This is a genomic window from Mesorhizobium sp. M0019 (assembly GCF_040323975.1).
In the GTDB taxonomy this organism is placed as follows: Bacteria; Pseudomonadota; Alphaproteobacteria; order Rhizobiales; family Rhizobiaceae; genus Mesorhizobium.
The window spans coordinates 17,872-33,750 of the sequence record NZ_JAMYVK010000044.1 but is presented as its reverse complement, the minus strand read 5'-3'; the positions used below and the strand labels follow the sequence as shown (position 1 = coordinate 33,750).

General features: G+C 62.0%; 15 protein-coding genes and 1 pseudogene. 4 read left to right on the top strand and 12 right to left on the bottom strand.

Annotated features, from left to right (window positions below; all coding sequences use genetic code 11):
- Positions 1 to 39: 39 nt before the first annotated feature.
- The 9 genes from NKK47_RS26245 to NKK47_RS26205 all read right to left on the bottom strand — a co-directional run bounded on the left by NKK47_RS26245 (position 40) and on the right by NKK47_RS26205 (position 8,879).
- Entirely contained in the window at positions 40 to 1,296 is a 1,257-nt protein-coding gene (locus NKK47_RS26245; protein ID WP_352578796.1) for an RNA polymerase sigma factor, read from the bottom strand.
- 86 nt (positions 1,297 to 1,382) lie between these two features.
- Positions 1,383 to 1,784, bottom strand: coding sequence for a YciI family protein (locus NKK47_RS26240; protein WP_352578795.1), 402 nt, complete (start codon positions 1,782 to 1,784; stop codon positions 1,383 to 1,385).
- Between the two features lie 203 nt (positions 1,785 to 1,987).
- Positions 1,988 to 2,770, bottom strand: a complete 783-nt coding sequence (locus NKK47_RS26235) for an ABC transporter ATP-binding protein (protein ID WP_352578794.1) — start codon at positions 2,768 to 2,770, stop codon at positions 1,988 to 1,990.
- A gap of 10 nt (positions 2,771 to 2,780) precedes the next feature.
- Positions 2,781 to 3,578 (bottom strand): ABC transporter permease, encoded by a 798-nt coding sequence (locus tag NKK47_RS26230; protein ID WP_352578815.1) that lies wholly within the window; start codon positions 3,576 to 3,578, stop codon positions 2,781 to 2,783.
- A 97-nt stretch (positions 3,579 to 3,675) separates the two neighbouring features.
- Positions 3,676 to 4,680: an ABC transporter substrate-binding protein gene (locus NKK47_RS26225; protein ID WP_502905048.1), complete on the bottom strand. Its 1,005-nt coding sequence runs from the start codon at positions 4,678 to 4,680 to the stop codon at positions 3,676 to 3,678.
- A gap of 221 nt (positions 4,681 to 4,901) precedes the next feature.
- The gene (hutC, locus tag NKK47_RS26220) at positions 4,902 to 5,633 is read right to left on the bottom strand and encodes a histidine utilization transcriptional repressor HutC (RefSeq protein WP_023676188.1); all 732 of its coding nucleotides are present in this window, start codon (positions 5,631 to 5,633) and stop codon (positions 4,902 to 4,904) included.
- 31 nt (positions 5,634 to 5,664) lie between these two features.
- On the bottom strand, positions 5,665 to 6,687 hold the full coding sequence (locus tag NKK47_RS26215; protein WP_352578792.1) for a zinc-dependent alcohol dehydrogenase: 1,023 nt from the start codon (positions 6,685 to 6,687) through the stop codon (positions 5,665 to 5,667).
- Between the two features lie 15 nt (positions 6,688 to 6,702).
- Positions 6,703 to 8,025, bottom strand: coding sequence for a histidinol dehydrogenase (hisD, locus tag NKK47_RS26210; RefSeq protein ID WP_352569218.1), 1,323 nt, complete (start codon positions 8,023 to 8,025; stop codon positions 6,703 to 6,705).
- A gap of 80 nt (positions 8,026 to 8,105) precedes the next feature.
- Positions 8,106 to 8,879: an SDR family NAD(P)-dependent oxidoreductase gene (locus tag NKK47_RS26205; protein ID WP_352578791.1), complete on the bottom strand. Its 774-nt coding sequence runs from the start codon at positions 8,877 to 8,879 to the stop codon at positions 8,106 to 8,108.
- A gap of 198 nt (positions 8,880 to 9,077) precedes the next feature.
- Here NKK47_RS26205 and NKK47_RS26200 point away from each other — a divergent pair, with 198 nt between their 5' ends.
- From NKK47_RS26200 to NKK47_RS26190, 3 genes are all read left to right on the top strand, one after another.
- Positions 9,078 to 11,144: a N,N-dimethylformamidase beta subunit family domain-containing protein gene (locus tag NKK47_RS26200; protein ID WP_352578790.1), complete on the top strand. Its 2,067-nt coding sequence runs from the start codon at positions 9,078 to 9,080 to the stop codon at positions 11,142 to 11,144.
- A gap of 313 nt (positions 11,145 to 11,457) precedes the next feature.
- Positions 11,458 to 12,093 carry a dihydrofolate reductase family protein gene (locus NKK47_RS26195; RefSeq protein ID WP_352578789.1) on the top strand — a complete coding sequence of 212 codons (636 nt, stop codon included), beginning with the start codon at positions 11,458 to 11,460 and terminating at the stop codon, positions 12,091 to 12,093.
- 176 nt (positions 12,094 to 12,269) lie between these two features.
- Complete coding sequence (locus NKK47_RS26190) at positions 12,270 to 12,737, top strand: dihydrofolate reductase family protein (RefSeq protein ID WP_502905047.1); 468 nt, start codon at positions 12,270 to 12,272, stop codon at positions 12,735 to 12,737.
- Between the two features lie 45 nt (positions 12,738 to 12,782).
- Here NKK47_RS26190 and NKK47_RS26185 read toward each other — a convergent pair.
- From NKK47_RS26185 to NKK47_RS26175, 3 genes and pseudogenes are all read right to left on the bottom strand, one after another.
- Positions 12,783 to 12,950, bottom strand: a pseudogene (locus NKK47_RS26185) (GMP synthase (glutamine-hydrolyzing)); the annotation flags it as partial.
- Between the two features lie 108 nt (positions 12,951 to 13,058).
- The gene (locus NKK47_RS26180) at positions 13,059 to 13,646 is read right to left on the bottom strand and encodes an NAD(P)H-dependent oxidoreductase (protein ID WP_352451024.1); all 588 of its coding nucleotides are present in this window, start codon (positions 13,644 to 13,646) and stop codon (positions 13,059 to 13,061) included.
- 208 nt (positions 13,647 to 13,854) lie between these two features.
- Entirely contained in the window at positions 13,855 to 14,751 is an 897-nt protein-coding gene (locus tag NKK47_RS26175) for a LysR family transcriptional regulator (protein ID WP_352578788.1), read from the bottom strand.
- Positions 14,752 to 15,019: 268 nt separating this feature from the next.
- Here NKK47_RS26175 and NKK47_RS26170 point away from each other — a divergent pair, with 268 nt between their 5' ends.
- A complete protein-coding gene (locus NKK47_RS26170) occupies positions 15,020 to 15,754 on the top strand; it encodes an SDR family NAD(P)-dependent oxidoreductase (protein ID WP_023676197.1) in 735 nt (244 codons plus the stop codon).
- Positions 15,755 to 15,879: the final 125 nt, after the last annotated feature.

The following is a 15,879-nucleotide window of genomic DNA, read 5'->3' as shown; positions in this document are numbered from 1 at the left end:
TGTTGCCGAGCGGCGCGTCGGGCACGGAGAGCGATGCTGTCAACCACAAGCGTCTGCGCGGGCGAGGAGAAAGGCCGCTTCGCGCACGTTGCGGGTGAGCTTGGCCGCAGCCTCGAATTCGGCGCGGGCCTCGGCCAGCCGGCCGGCCCGAAACAGAAAATCGCCCCTCGCCGCCGGCAATGGCGCATAATTGCGCAAGGCGGCGGCGTCGGCAATCTCGTCTACCAGCCGCAGGCCCGCTTCGGGCCCGAAGGCCATGCTGTGCGCGACCGCTCGATTGAGATCGACCACCGGCGAGGGCATCACTGCACGCAGCCGGTCGTAGAGCGCTGCGATACGGGGCCAGTCGGTATCGGCCGGACTGCGCGCCCGCGCGTGACAGGCTGCAAGCGCGGCCTGCAACACATAGGGGCCATCGCCCCCGAGGGCTTCGGCACGGGCCAGCGCGTCAAGGCCTCGGCGGATCAGCAGCTGGTCCCAGCGCGCGCGGTTTTGCTCGGTCAGGGTCAAGAGGGCGCCGTCCGGCCCGATGCGTGCCGGCAGGCGCGATGCCTCGATTTCCATCAGAGCCAGCAGGCCGAACACCTCGGCATCCTCGGCCATCAACCCCGCCAGCATGCGGCCGAGCCGTTGTGCCTCCAGGCACAGGCTCGGCCGGACAAGGTCGTCGCCTGCCGTGGCAGCATAGCCTTCATTGAAGATGAGGTAGATGACCTCCAGCACCGAGGACAGACGCGCCGCACGCTCGGCGCCGCGCGGCACCTCGAAGCTGAGCCCGGCCTTTCCGATCGTCCTCTTTGCGCGGACGATGCGCTGGGCGATCGTCACCTCGCTCGACAGGAAAGCACGGGCGATCTCGTCCGTGGTCAGGCCGCCGATGACACGCAGCGTGAGGGCCGCGCGGGCGTCGGCCGAAAGTATGGGGTGGCAGGCTGTGAAGATGAGGCCCAGCAGCTCGTCGCCAAGATCGTCGTTCATGGCCATTTCGTTTCCCTTGGCCGTACCATCGCACTCGCCGTCCAGCTCCCGCGCGATCTCCTCATGCTTGCGCTCGCGCATCTTGTCGTGACGGATCGCGTCGATGGCGCGGCGTTTGGCGACCGTCATCAGCCAAGCGCCGGGATTGGCCGGAACGCCGGTCCTGGACCATTCGGATAGGGCTATGACGAGGGCGTCCTGCACCAGTTCCTCTGCAAGATCGACATTGCGCACGAGGCGGGCCAGGCCCGCGATGAGCCGGGCACGTTCAATGCGAAAAATCGCCTCGATCGCCTGCTGCGTCTCGCCTGCCGTCATGCTGCCTTATCGGCCAAAGCCATAACGAAGGCAAAACAGGTTGCGGCCAACAGGTTCAGTTGCCGCTGAGCTTCTCGCGCGTCCGGTCATGGATTTGCGTGACCTCCGGCGTCAGATTCCCATTGCCAATCAGCCATCTCGTACAGCGGCCGGATTTCAATCTCGCTCGGTCCCGGCATGGGATTGGGGCAGCGCTTCACCCAGGCGACCGCCTCGTCCATGTCCTTGACTTCCCAGAGCCAAAAACCGGCGACCAGTTCTCGGGTCTCGGCGAAAGGCCCGTCGATGACCGTCCGGCGGGGACCATCGAACGCAACGCGCTTGCCCTGCGAGGAGGGCTTGAGGCCATCGGCGTCGAGCAAGATGCCGGCATTGCGCAGCTCGTCGTTGAACCTGCCCATCGCCTCCATCGCCTCCTTCGCCTCGGGCGTGGGGACAAAGCCCTTTTCGCTGTCTTCGGTAGCCTTCACGAGCACCATCACACGCATCGTCTGTCTCCTTGTTGAGCCGGACTCACCGGCCGGCATCGAAACGACGAATGGAGTTTAGGAAATCGACATTGTCCTGCAAATTTTTTTCGAGGTTGGGAGAAAGCCGCCGATCGCGGCTCCCCTGGTCAGGAATCGCGATGGCGCGATATCGAGATTGGGCGCAACGCTGGTCGCCGATTGTAAGTAATTGAGTGGCTCGCCTAAGCCATTTCGGGACGTTTTGAGGCCTCGCGGATCGCCTTGTGCACGCTGCGCTGCAAATCCATGAAGGCCGGGGTTTCCATGACCTCTTCCCGGCGCGGGCGCTCGATGTCGACATTGAAGGTCTGCATGATGCGTCCCGGGCCGATCCCCATCACGACGATGCGGTCCGACAGGTAGACGGCTTCTTCCACATCATGGGTGACGAAGAGCACGGTGAGCCTGTGCTCCTCCCAGATCTGCGTCAGGAGTTCCTGCATCTGATGCCTAGTCAGGGCATCGAGCGCGCCAAAGGGCTCGTCCATCAGAAGCATTTTGGGTCGATAGGAAAGGGCACGCGCTATGGCCACCCGTTGCTTCATGCCGCCAGAAAGCTCAGACGGATAGCGATTGGCGCTGTGCGGGAGCTTGACCAGATCGAGATGCTCGCGTGCTATCCTGCGGCAGGTCGCGCGATCATGACCCGCGGCCTTGAGCGCGAACTCGATGTTCTGCTGCGCCGTCAGCCAGGGAAGCAGGGTGTAGGACTGGAAGACGACGCCGCGGTCGAGGCCCGGCTGCAGGATCGGCGCGCCATCGATGGCAAGATCTCCCGCGTCGAAATCCTGCAGTCCGGCAACGATCGACAGCAGCGTGCTCTTGCCGCAACCCGACGTGCCCACCAGCGAGACGAACTCGTTGTCGGCAAGATCGAGATTGATATCGCGCAGCACTTCCGTGCGCCGCGCGCCCGTGCCGAAGCTCTTGTGGAGACCTTTGATCCCCAATTTGGGCAAACTCATCGGCCCGGCCTCATTGCACGTGGCCCTCCTGCCGGAACAGCACTTTTCCCAGAGCCTTCATGACCTGGTCGGTAATGAGGCCAAGCACACCCAGCAGCAGGATGTAGCCGATGATGGTGTTTGTCTGGAAATAACGCTGGGACACGGTGATGCGGTAGCCGAGCCCTGATGTCGCCGCGACAAGTTCCGCCAACACCAGCCAGGTCCATGCCCAGCCGAGACTGATGCGCAACGTGTCCCAGATGCCTGGCAAGGCGCTGGGAACCACGATGCGGGTCAAGATCCTGCGATCCGGCAGGCCGAGTGTCCTGCCAAGGCCAATGAAATCAGCGGGAACCCGCTTCACATTGTCCATGATCATCAGCACCTGCTGAAAGAAGGTGCCGATGAAGATGATCAGGAACTTCTGGGCATCGCCCGTCCCCGACCACAGGATGGAGAGGGGCACGAAAGCGACCACCGGCATGTAGCGGATGAAATCCACAAGCGGCTCGATCGCCGCTTCCCAAGTCCTGAAGCTGCCGATCAGCACGCCAATCGGAATCGCCAATGCCGAGGCGATGAGGAAGCCAACAGAAATACGGTATATCGAGGTCCTGAGATCCAGCCACAGCGTGCCGTCACCCGAGAGCTTGCCGAGCTGGGTCACCACGCTCCCCGGCGAGGGCAGGAAAATCGGCTTTACCAGCCCCAGCCCTGTTGCCGCCCACCAAGCAAGACCGAGGCCGGCAAAACCCGCCACTGATATCTCATGAACCCCGGCGGGGGTTTGGGCCGCCCCTAGCCGGGCGGTGGGGCGACGGCGCATCGGCTGTTTGATCACCGGCTCCGGCGCTGCGTGAGACGGGCTTGGCTTGGTCGCACGCTGCTCGGACATTTGCGTCACCACCGCGAGCCGGCCCTCGTCATTTCGCGGCCTTGACGAATGACGGGTCGATCATCTGCTCCGGCGTCACGTCCGCCTGAAGCAGCCCGGCGTTCTTGGCGGCTGCCTCGACATCGGCGAATGTCTTGGTGGAAAATTCGCCCGTCAGCGCATCCTTGTTTTCGGCGAGAGTATAGTAACGCACGCCATCAAAGGCGGTGTTGAGGTCTTCGACGCTCGAACCGACTGCCTTGGAGATGATCGCCCGGCCGTCGGGCGTGTCGGCATTGTAAGCCTTCAGGGCCGCATCCCAGGTCTTGATCATGGCAAGCACCTGGCCGGGACGCGACTTGATCACCTCATCCCGCACCACGAACACGTCGCTGATCAGGCCGGGATCTTCGCCTGCGGTGAAGAGCAGCTTGACGTCCTTGTTCTGTGCCCTGGCCGCGGTGAGATAAGGCTCATAGGTAACCGCGACCGGAACCTGGCCAGCGATCAACGCGCTGCCGGCATCCGCCGCCGGCATGGGAACCGGCTGGACATCGGCGATGGACATGCCGTTCTTGGCGAGCGCGTATTTGAGGAGGATGTCGCTCGTCGTGCCTTCCTCAAAAGCCACCTGTTTGCCCTTGAGGTCGGCGACGGAGGCGATGTCCTTGCCGGCGATCATGGCGTCCGCCGTCATGCTGACGTCGAGCAGAAGCACGATCTTCACCGGCAGGCCGGCCGCAACCATTCCCATAGCCGTGTGGGTCGCGATGTTGGCGGCATCGAGCTGGCCGCTCGCCAGGGCGGCGTTGATGTCCTTGTCCTCGGCGAAGTTCACGATCTGCACGTCGGACAGCCCGTTTGCCTTGAACAGACCCTTGGCTTCTGCGACGTGCCACTGGCCGTAGCCAAGCCATGGCTCGATGCCGATCTTGAATGTTCCTGCCTCAGGCGTCGCCGGAATTGTCGTGTCGGCCGCGTAGACCGCCGGGGCAAACCCGACGGCAGCAGCCATAACGAGTGCCCGAAATTGTCCTGCTAGGTTACGTATCATCTTGTTCCCCTTGATGATCAGGCCGCTTTTTTGAACCAAACATCCGGCCTGGTGAGAATGCGGGCTTCTGCTCTTGCGGCACCGTGCCTCGGCATCTTAGCTGTTCGTTCAACGAAAGTGCGACGACACTTCAACGTCAGCAACAGCGGATGTCAAGGCTAAATACATACATGCATATACAAGTTAGCCCCTCCTTCCGACTCTGATTCGCTTCACTGCGATCAGGTTTTTTTGGATGGAGAATATCGACTGCCAAGCGAGTAGCGGCTGCCAACGTAAGTCAGCTTGCTGATCGTGGCAACGACGGCGCCCGTCCATGTCCGGCGATGCAGAAACAGGCAGCAGCTGCCGACGTCGATGCCCAGATACCGCGCCGTCTCGGCATCGGCAGGGGTCGCCGAGATGATGTGCTCGACCTCCGTCACCGGGGTTTTCTGCATGAGGTAGTCGTAAGTCGCTGTCCTGGAAAAATCCTGCTTGTCATAGTCGGGTATCAGGCCCGGGTTGACGAAGCGCTCTTCCAGTTGCACAGGCAGGTCGTTCTCGAAGTTGACGACGATGGAATGATAGACCGACACGCGCTTTGCAAACTCGAACGAAAGCGCGAGCTCCTTTGTCGGCATGATCTTTTCGAGGACGATAACCTCGGAGCGATGCCTGTTTCCCCGCGCGACAATTTCCGCCGCGATGTTGTTGATCTCGATCAGTGCGGATTGCGGTCGAGGTGGCGCGATGAATGTGCCGACGCCCTGGAGCCGGATCAGAAAACCCGCAGAGGTCAACTCCCGCAAGGCACGATGGACCGTCATCCGAGACACGCCGAGTGTCGCCACGAATTCATTTTCGGACGGCAGCTTGCGGTCCTTGCTCCATCGCCCCGTTCCGATGTTCGTCAGGATGTAGTCCTTGACCTTCTCGTAAAGAGGGCTGGCGGTGTCGGGCAAAGTTATCATTTCAAAAATCCTTTCCGGCAAGGTTCGGAAATCACACGCGCCCGGCACACCGCATCCGGATGATTGTTTTCAAGCCGTCACCCTGCCCCGCCAACAGCCGCTCATAGGCTGCGGGAACATCATCCAGGCCGATCTCGCGGTCGATCAGTTCGACCATGGGCTCGGTCAATTCGCCGAGCATCCGAATGGCGTCGGGAAGCTCATCGGCAAAGGCGTGGCATCCCAGCAATGCTATTTCGCGTTCAACCAGGATGTCGGGATCGATATCGAGGCGCCCATGGAATATGCCGACCATCGCAACGGTGCCGCCGGCATCGAGAACCTCGAGCAACTGGCCGAGTGCTGCGATGCTGCCGGTTGCTTCGACGGCAGCGAGCAAGGGGGCATCCGTGGTGGCGGCGGCAATGGCGTCCCGGTTCAAATCGACGATGCTGGCGCCGGTCACACGCGCCACGCGGGCGCAGCGGCCAGGGTTGCGATCGGCGACGAGCACGGTACCTGCGAATGTCCGGGAAAGCAGCAGTGCGGCAAGCCCGCCGATAGTCCCGCAGCCGACGACAAGAACGGAGCCGGCCGTTTTCGGCAGACGCCGCACTGCGTGCAACGCTACAGCCAGCGGCTCGGCCATCGCCGCGACCCGTTCGTCAAGCGCGGCATCGACGACGTGCAGCAGGCGTGCGGGCAGGACCGCCTGTTCGGCAAATCCGCCGTCGCATATCTCGCCGACAAAGCCCAGCGACGTGCAAAGATGCCGCCTGCCTGCATGGCATTGCGCGCATTCTCCACACCAGAAACGGGAATCGGCGACCACGCGGTCGCCAACAGCGACGGTGTCCACGCCCTCGCCGATGGCGATCACCGTGCCTGTCAGCTCATGGCCAGCCGTCGAAGGCGATCGGCTTATCCATTGGCCCGTGCGGAAGTTGTGGAGATCGGAACCGCAAATGCCTGCGGCATCGACCCTCAGCTTCACCCAGCCTGGCTCGGGAGCGCCTGGCGCGGCGATATCCTCGACGCGCAAGTCGCCGGGTCCATGGAGTCGCGCCGCCCTCATCGTCATCGTTTCCGCTCAGCCGGCGAGATAGCGATCGCGGATCTCCGAAACCGCGTTCTCATGCGAGCTGAATCCTTCGTAGCGGGCGAGCCTGCGGGCATGCAGGGCGAGTTCCGGATAGGCCGCCGAGGTCACATAGCCGACCGACGATCTCTTGACGAAATCCGTCACGGAAAGCGGTCCAAAGGTTCGCGCCCACCGGCTGGTCGGCAGCACCGCATTGGGTCCCAGGACGAAGTTGGCGAGGGTCACCGGCGTATGCGGACCCATGAGGATCTCGGCAGCTTCCGTGATACGTCCGAGATGCGCAAATGGCTCCGTTGACAGAATCTCGAGGTGCTCCGGCGCATAGTCGTTGATGAAGCGGTAGCTGTCCTCCAGCGACTCGGTCAGCACGATGCCGCCGCGCTTCCCAGTCAGCACCGCGCGTGAGAACTCCACACGCTGTTCGCTCATCCGGGACCAGTGTTCCGGTATCGCAATCAACGCGGCTTCGGCGACCTTGCGGCTGTGCGTCACCAGGTAGGCCGAGGAATCCGGCCCGTGCTCGGCCTCGATCAACAGGTCAAGAGCAGCCAGGCCGCCGTCGACGCTGTGATCGGCAAAAATGATCGCTTCGGACGGACCGGCGGGGAGACCTGTGTTGATGATCGGGGACAACACGCTCTTTGCCGCCACCACCCACGGGCTCCCCGGCCCGACGATCTTGACGGCAGGCTTCACGGTCTCGGTCCCATAGGCGACGGCGGCGACCGCATGGGCGCCGCCGCACTTGTAGACGGTCTCCACGCCGGCGAGGCGGGCAGCAACCAGCGTCGCGGCGTCGACGGAACCATCCGAAGTCGCAGGCGTCACGATCGCGATCTGGGGAACCCCGGCAATCACCGCCGGAACCGAGGTCATCATCGTCACCGAGGGGAAGGCGCCTTTGCCGCGCGGAACATAAAGCGCGACCGAAGCAATCGGTGTGTATCGGTCACCCGCATAGGCGCCCGGCCGAACTTCCTTGAGCCACATCGTTTCCGGGCGCTGCTCCTCGTGGAAATGCCGGATGTTCTCAATGCCGAACCGGATACTCTCCACGACATCCTTCTCGACCTTGTCGAATGCCGCGTCGAACTCCGCTTCCGAAACTTTCAGTCCACCGTCGGCAACATCGGCTTTGTCGAGCTCGCGTGCAAACCGGAGCAAGGCCGCGTCACCTTCATCCTTGACGGCCTGGATGATTGGACGGACCTTTTCGATGAAAGAAGACAGATCTCCTTCGGCGCGTTTCAGTAAACTGGCCCGCTGATCGACACTGAGGGATGACAGGCGGTGGAAGCTGACGTCAGACATGGCGGCTCCTTTTCTTAGAACGCAATTACGATTAGCGCTTGTCGATCACTTCTGGGACACGTCTCCAGCCCCTGAAGCCTTCAAATCGATGCGAGAAAGCCTCCATCCACGGGAATGGACTGGCCGGTTATGTAGGCTGCCGCATCCGAAGCGAGGAACACCGCGATTCCGTGCAGGTCCGAGAGATCACCAAAACGGCGCTGCGGAATCTTGGCGAGCATCGATTGCTGCCATGCCTCGTTGCTGTAGAACACGTCTGTCATCGCTGTCCTGAAATAGCCAGGCGCAATGGCGTTGACCCGGATCCCAAGATCGGCCCACTCCGCCGCAAGCGCCCGCGTCATGCCGAGGAGGCCTGATTTCGACGAGCCGTACGGCACCGCCGTGGGAATCCCGACCTCGGAGGTCAGCGAGCAGAGATTGATAATGACGCCGGGCCGTCCGGCGTCTCTCATCTGCCGCGCGGCGGCTTGGGCGCAGAAGAAGGCGCCTTTGAGATTCGTATCGATAATCCGGTCCCACAAGGCCTCGTCGACATCGAGTGAAGGCCGGACCTCTTCCACCCCCGCATTGTTGACGAGAATATCGAGACCTCCGAGCAGGCTGCCGGCCTCGGCTGTCGCCGCCCGGCAGCGGTCGACATCGGTGACGTCCAGGGCGATGGCGTGCGCGACCCCGCCGGCGGTGCGGATGGCGGCCATCGTCTTCTCGAGCGAGGCCACGCTGCGCGCCGTGACCGCGACGTCGGCGCCGGCCGCGCTGAGCGCCTCGGCGATGCTGCGCCCGATGCCACGGCTTGCGCCGGTTACAAGCGCCTTCCTGCCTGACAGATCGAAGAGAGATGCGTTGCGCATGTCATCCTCCTTGGTAATGTCGCGCTTGGACCGATCGCGTCGAGACTATCCGAATGCAGCTTATCTATACAAGCATGTACATCATGGCTGTAGTGCGCCATGCGGAACTTTGCTTGTCAGAGCGGCAGCGCATTGGCCGACATCGGACCGGACTACGCGGTTCGCCCCAGCCCATCTGGAGTTCATCGGGAGGGATAGATGAAGCGCGCAGTAGACCACGACGCGATGAGCGTGGTTGGCTACACCACCCCCTGGAGTGCCAAAGCAGGCCAGCGGATCAAGCTCAGCCTGTCATGCGATCGGCCGATAAAGGCCACACGAATTTGCCGGCTCGACAAGCCGGCTCCGGAATTTCTCGCCTGGCCCATCGAAACGGTAGGTGAAGCACGGCGTCGGCATTTCGACCAAGGGTCGTTCCTGTTCGTGCGAGCCGGCGAACTGGCCAAAGTACAAGCCGTCCACGGCATTCGTTTTGAGCTGTTCCTCACGCGCAACGAAGGTGCGCGCACGATCCTGGAGGCAGGCGCCCTCGGGCTGCGCCTCCGCGACGGCGCATTTGTCGTGGAAATCGGCGGCGAAACCCCTGTCGAGAAGAAGGCGCCAACTGGTGTGTGGCTCACTGTCGAGTTGGACCTGCGGCAGGAGCAGTTGCGCCTGCGCATCAAATCCCATGACCGTCTCGCGCCTTACGAACTCCATGAAGGTTTTGCCGGCCCTGAGCGGACCCTCCAGGCGCACGACATCCATTTCGGCGCAAGCGCCACCAACCACGAACCTACCCTCAACGCGAAATTTGCTGCGATCCGGCTCGACACCCCACAGGGGACTGTTGCCTGGGATTTCCCGACGCTGTTACCAACGCAGCCGATCCTGTCGTCGGGCGGACCAGATCCGTTGCTCCTCGACGTGATCAATCAGCCAGCCTTCTGCGTGACTTCGGCACGCTGGGACGGATCGAGCTTCGAGCCTCGCTTAGTGCCGTCGCACTACGACGCTATCCATTGCCACGACGACGACATCGGCCCGCTTGCATGGCCGGCATCGCACCGCGCGACGATCCCTGAAAACGCAAACCCAGGCGTCTACGCGTTCCAGATCGAATGGGAGGGTGGCTACGAACGCGTGGTGTTCTTCGTCACCTCTTCACAGGTTTCGTCGCCGCTGTTGTATCTCGTGCCGACGGCCACCTATCTCGCTTATGCGTACGAATATCTCCCGGATCATCTTTATGAATGGAAAGGCGACGACCGGGGACATCGCTTCGCGATCGCCAACAATCTGAAATCTCTTTACGACTACCATTCCGACCTTAGCGGTGTTTCCATCTGTTCCTACAAAAAGCCGAAAGTGACGCTCAGGGACGATTACGATTATCCGCTCTGCGGCTGCCCACACAATTTGCCGGTCGATCTGCACTTCCTCCGATTCTGCCACCACAATGGAATCGTGTTTGACGTCCTGACCGATCACGATTTGCACGAATGCGGCATAGACGGTCTGCGTCGACATCAAGCCGTCGTCACCGGCAGTCACCCCGAATATATGTCGATCGAGATGGAGCAGGCGCTGCGGCAGTTTGTGGCCGAAGGCGGCAGCATCGCCTATCTCGGCGGAAACGGCTTCGCTGCCACTGTGGCTTTCAAGGACGACCTGATGGAGCTGCGGCGCTCGCCGCTGGAGGCTGGCCGCACCTGGGACGGCCCGGTCGCCGAACAGGCGCTGTCGATCACCAACGAACCAGGCGGCAATCTCCGTTCCCGCGGCCGAGGCGAATTCACGCTGATCGGTGGCGCGATCTCACTGATGGGGTTCGAAGGCGCGCGCCCCTTCACGCGCACTGACGAAAGCCGTGAAGCAGGATGCGCATGGCTGTTCGAAGGCGTTGAAAATGCGACCTTCGGCACGGACGGCATCGTGCTGGGCGGTGCCGCGGGCTACGAAGTGGATACGACGGACCCAGCCCTCGGCACTTCCGCTGACACCGACGTGATCGCGCGTGCGACGGGATTTCCCGACAGCTTCTTTCAGGATCCGACGCGCTGGTACGAGGGCGGGGATAGGCAACGCATCGCCCGCCGCTGCGACGAAATGACCCTGCGAAAGCTCGCAGCAGGCGGCTTGATCTTTTCCGCAAGCTCGGTTGCCTGGTGCGGCGCGCTGCCAGCCGCAGGCGCCATGAACGATGTCGGCAGGATCACGCTCAATCTGCTTACCCGCCTCGGCGCCACGAAAGGAGAACCCGGCCGAGAAAAATCGATAAGCTGATTGGCGCCGTTACGGAAAGACCCGTATCCGGTTTTGGGAATTAAATCAGTCGGCGTGCACCGGCTTCGTCTCACATGCCTCTCGCCACCTGGCGGACGGCAGTTGCCTCAGCCGCAACCTTCAGGTGCGCTGCTTTGACAAACGGCGCTGAACCAGAATTTGGCGCGGAATCAACGACACCTCGCCGACCAGGCAAGGAGCTCGGTATCCCTTCTTCGGCGGCGTGCAAGCGTTGTCGGACTATCCCGCAACGAATTGTCGGAACTGACCGATCTGGCCCGTCCTTGGGTCTCACCAGCGCAAGGAAGACGCGATGAGAGACCTGATCTTGAAGATGTCCATATCGATCGACGGCTTCGTGAGTGACCTGGATGGCCGAAACACATGGATGTTCGGCGCCGATCAAGAGGCTAAGGCCTGGGGCGTAGAGTTCATATGGAACTCGAGCCTGCACATCATGGGCAGCCGCAGCTTCCGTGACATGGCCGCCTGGTGGCCGACCTCCTGCGAGCAGTTCGCGGCGCCGATGAACCAGATCCCCAAGGCCGTCTTCTCACGACGGGGACCGGAGATCCTGAGGGAGGTGAGCAAGTCGGCGGCGCTCGATGAGGCTCGCGCCGTCAACGCGGGAACCGGACAGCCGGCGAAGTTGCAGCCCGGTGGTGAAAGTTGGGCGGAGGCCTATGTGGCGAGCGGTGACTTGGCGGAGGAAGTCGCGAAGTTGAAAGCCCAAGAGGGCAAGCCGATCATCGCCCACGGCGGAGTGAGCTTCGCCCGCAGTCTCGTCGCCCAAGGACTGGTCGACCAGCTCGCCCTGATGGTGGCCCCCGTGGCGCTGGGCAAAGGCCTGCCGCTGTTCTCCGAACTCGCCGCGCCGATGTCTCTCAAGCTGGTGAGCTCGAAAGCCTTTCCGGGGGGCGCAGTGGCGCAGATTTATCGGCCAATGTGAACACGTCAGAGAATGGGTGCAGCCAACGAACCGACGAAGTAAGGGCGAGGTATAAATGAATGCGATCCCTTCGGATCGTCGTCGATCGATAGGAGCCTGTGCATGGCGAAGCTTGTGTTCGGAATGATGCAGTCGCTCGACGGCTATGTCGCTGGCGCCGAGGGCCCGGGCTGCCGATGCCGGGCGAGGCGCTCCATCGCCACTTCAACGCCCATGTGCGCGGGATCGCCGGCAGCCTCTACGGCCGGCGCATGTACGAGGTAATGCGCTATTGGGACGAGGATCAGCCGGGACAGGACCAGGTCGGGCGCGACTTTGCGGCGGCCTGGCGGGCGCAGCCGAAATGGGTCGTCTCTCGCACCCTGAAGTCGGTCGGGCCGAACGCCACGCTGGTGGACGACGATCTCAAAGGGTTCGTTAGGGCGCTTAAAGCCGAACACGAGGGCGAGATCGAAGTGGCCGGACCGGAGCTTGCGGGTAGTCTGACCGAGCTTGGCCTTATCGATGAGTACCGGCTCTACTTGCGTCCCATCGTGCTTGGTCGCGGCAAGCCATTCTTCGCCGGCCCGCGGCCGCCGCTGCGTCTCGTGGCCAGCGACCGGGTTGGCGAGGACGCGATCAGAGTGACGTACGTTCCCGCCTGATCACAACCCATCCGACACCCTAACGTCCGTCGGACCGAATTGAGTTCATTCCCACTCGATTGTGCCTGGCGGTTTGCTCGTCACGTCATAGACGACGCGGTTGATGCCGCGTACCTCGTTGATGATGCCGGTGGCGGCGGCGCCCAGGAATGCCATGTCGTGACGGTAGATATCCGCGGTGCTGCCATCTACCGATGGTGACGCTTTCGGCGCGTATGCGCGTACATACCGATAAGGGCAGCGGTCACGAGCCGCGCTGTCCCCACGGGCATTGCTCTACCTGCGCCCTTCAAAGAAAAGGAGCATTGTGACGGGGCTTAGCTATAGATGCTGTAGCATTGATCTAATGCGATTTATCGCAGCATCGACACCTTGCCTAGGCAGACTTTCAACCTTGTAAAATGAAAGGAACGTAAGCGAGGCTTGAGGAGCACAGGTATTCAGAATAGCTGTCTTGAGAACACGCCGCACTGGCCGCCTGAGGATCAGCCAATCGACCCACCAAGGTGAGCCCAAAGTGGTTATTGCAACCACCTTCCTTAACTGGCGAAGTCGCGGTTGTATGGCACCAAGATCGGCTGCGTGATCGTATGCAATACCAGGCACCCATACCCTGTCGAACCAGCCCTTCAATATAGCTGGAGGTCCGAACCACCACGTGGGAAAAATCAAGACGATAGTCTCGGCCCAGAGAAGATCCTCAATCTCTTTAGCTACCTCTGTAGTCTCGAATCCGGAATAGTAGCTCGCGCGCTCCGCCGGTGTAAGAGCCGGGAAGAAGCCAGATCGATACAGATCAACATGTCGGCACTGGTGCTTCGCATCCATCAGGGTGTCGATAGCTGCGTTCGAAAGCGTTTGGCAAAGGCTTGGATTGAGTGGATGAGCCGTGACAATCAAACATCGCATACCAATATTTTGAATCCTCCCCAATTTGGTTGCGCTGCGCGTCATCATTCGTGCGGCGCGGTGCTCGGGCAAAGCTTCTCATACCAATCATGGATTTCGAAATAGCTGTACGCGCCACAGTCTTCAAAGAGCAATTGTTTTTCGACGCCGAGAATGGCCCTTCTACAGCGGTACGCTCGAGACAGCGCCATCGGCGACCTGCCAGGCGTCAGTCGCGCGATATGGACAGCCCCGCGAGAAGCGGCGCGTACGCGGCGAGCCTGTGGGATACGAACTCCGTGAAGAGCCGTACGCGCTTCGTCTTGCGTGTCTCCCCCTGTGTGAGAAGCCAGAGCGTTCCGTACATGTGCAGGTCGGTGCCCGGCACCCTCACCAGTAGCGGGTCGGCATCGCCGACTAAGCAGGGCAGTGTCGTGATCCCGAGCCCTTGCCGTACAGCAACGATCTGCGCCTCGGCGTCCGTGGTCCTGAAGGGAACCCCCGTGGTGCGAACCTCACCCTCGCTGGCCCATTCCGGAATTCCATGAATGCTTATGACGATCCACCGGATGGGATCAGGCGCGCCCGCACGCCACGCGGCTAGTCGATCACAGGACATATAGACGCCGCCGAACACCTCCGGTCCCTTCAGGCCATGAAGATTGAGCGGCAGGGTTTTGCGGTCGTAGACGACGCGGATCGCGACGTCGGCCTCTCGGTTGGTCAGATTTGCCAGCTCGCCGGACGACAAGATTTCCATCTCGATGTCCGGATGCAGACGCGCGAAATCGGCGAAGTCCGGCATGAGCAGGTGTGTCGCGAGGGGCGGTGCCAGCGTCACCCGCAGAAGCCCGCGCACGCTCTGGTCGCGCCCGAAGACGCGCGTCTCCAGCAGGTGCGACGACACCTCCATCTGGTCCGCGAACTCGAGGACCTCCTCGCCCGCAGCCGTCAGGCGGTAGCCCGAAGGCAGCTTTTCGAACATGTGCACCCCGAGGCGTTCCTCGAGTTGGGCGACACGTCGCAGCACGGTCGAGTGGTTCACACCGAGGCGCTCGGCGGCGGCCCGCACCGAGCCTCCGCGCGCGACGGCAAGAAAATAGCGAACGTCATCCCAGTCGATCATGGTGCAATCCGGCACCGCGCGGTGCGCCTTCCAAAGCCCGTATCTAACACATCGAACAGCAGTACGGGCGGTCATCATAGCCTATGTCGACGAGCGCGGCTCAATTCCGAACGGCGGACGCCGATCGTCGCGGCTGGCGTCAGTCGTCCAGCCGGATCGATTTCGCACCACCGATGTGCGCGCTTCCGCACTCAACAACTGACGCCGGCGGACCCATTTCGAGGTTCTCGGAGGCAGATGCTGTCCCGACACCACGAAAGGAGAAGTCATGGGAAAGCTTGAGGGTAAGGTTGCAGTCATCACGGGTGGATCGAGCGGCATGGCGCTGGCGAGCGCCAAGCGGTTCGTTGAAGAAGGCGCCTATGTTTTTATCACGGGCCGGAGACAGGAGGCGCTGGACGAGGCCGTCAAGCTGATCGGCCGGAACGTGACCGGCGTGCGCGGCGACGCGGCCAATCTCGACGACCTCGACCGCCTGTTCGATACAGTCAAGCGGGAAAAGGGCAGGATCGACGTCCTGTACGCGAGCGCCGGCACAGGCGAAGCCGTCCCACTGGGCGAGATTACCGAGCAGCACTTCGATGCGGCCTTCGGCCTGAATACGCGCGGCACGCTGTTTACGGTTCAGAAGGCGTTGCCGCTGTTCAACGATGGCGGATCGATCTTCATGACCGGGTCAGTTGCTTCGGTGAAAGGTTTTCCTGGTTACAGCGTGTATGCGGCGAGCAAGGCGGCGCTGCACGCATTCGCACGCGGGTGGCTCAACGAACTCAAGGGCAGGAATATCCGGGTGAACGTGCTGCACCCGGGGCCGATCGCCACACCGATGCAGGACCAAGTTCTCACCGAGGAGGCGAAGCAGATGTTCGAATCCCTGATCCCGCGGGGAAAGATGGGGCGTCCTGAGGAAATTGCGACGGCCGCGCTGTTTCTTGCTTCCGACGATTCGAGCTTCGTGAATGGGGTGGAGTTGTCCGTCGATGGCGGCTTCTCGGCCATCTGAAATCGCGCCGGATCGCGGGAAGCGGCTGACCGGCGGGAACTAGCGTGTCCATGGTGGAACGACCACGCAAAGGTCGCCACACAGCGGAACGAATAACCCAGCGCCGTTGAAGGCCGGGGAATCAA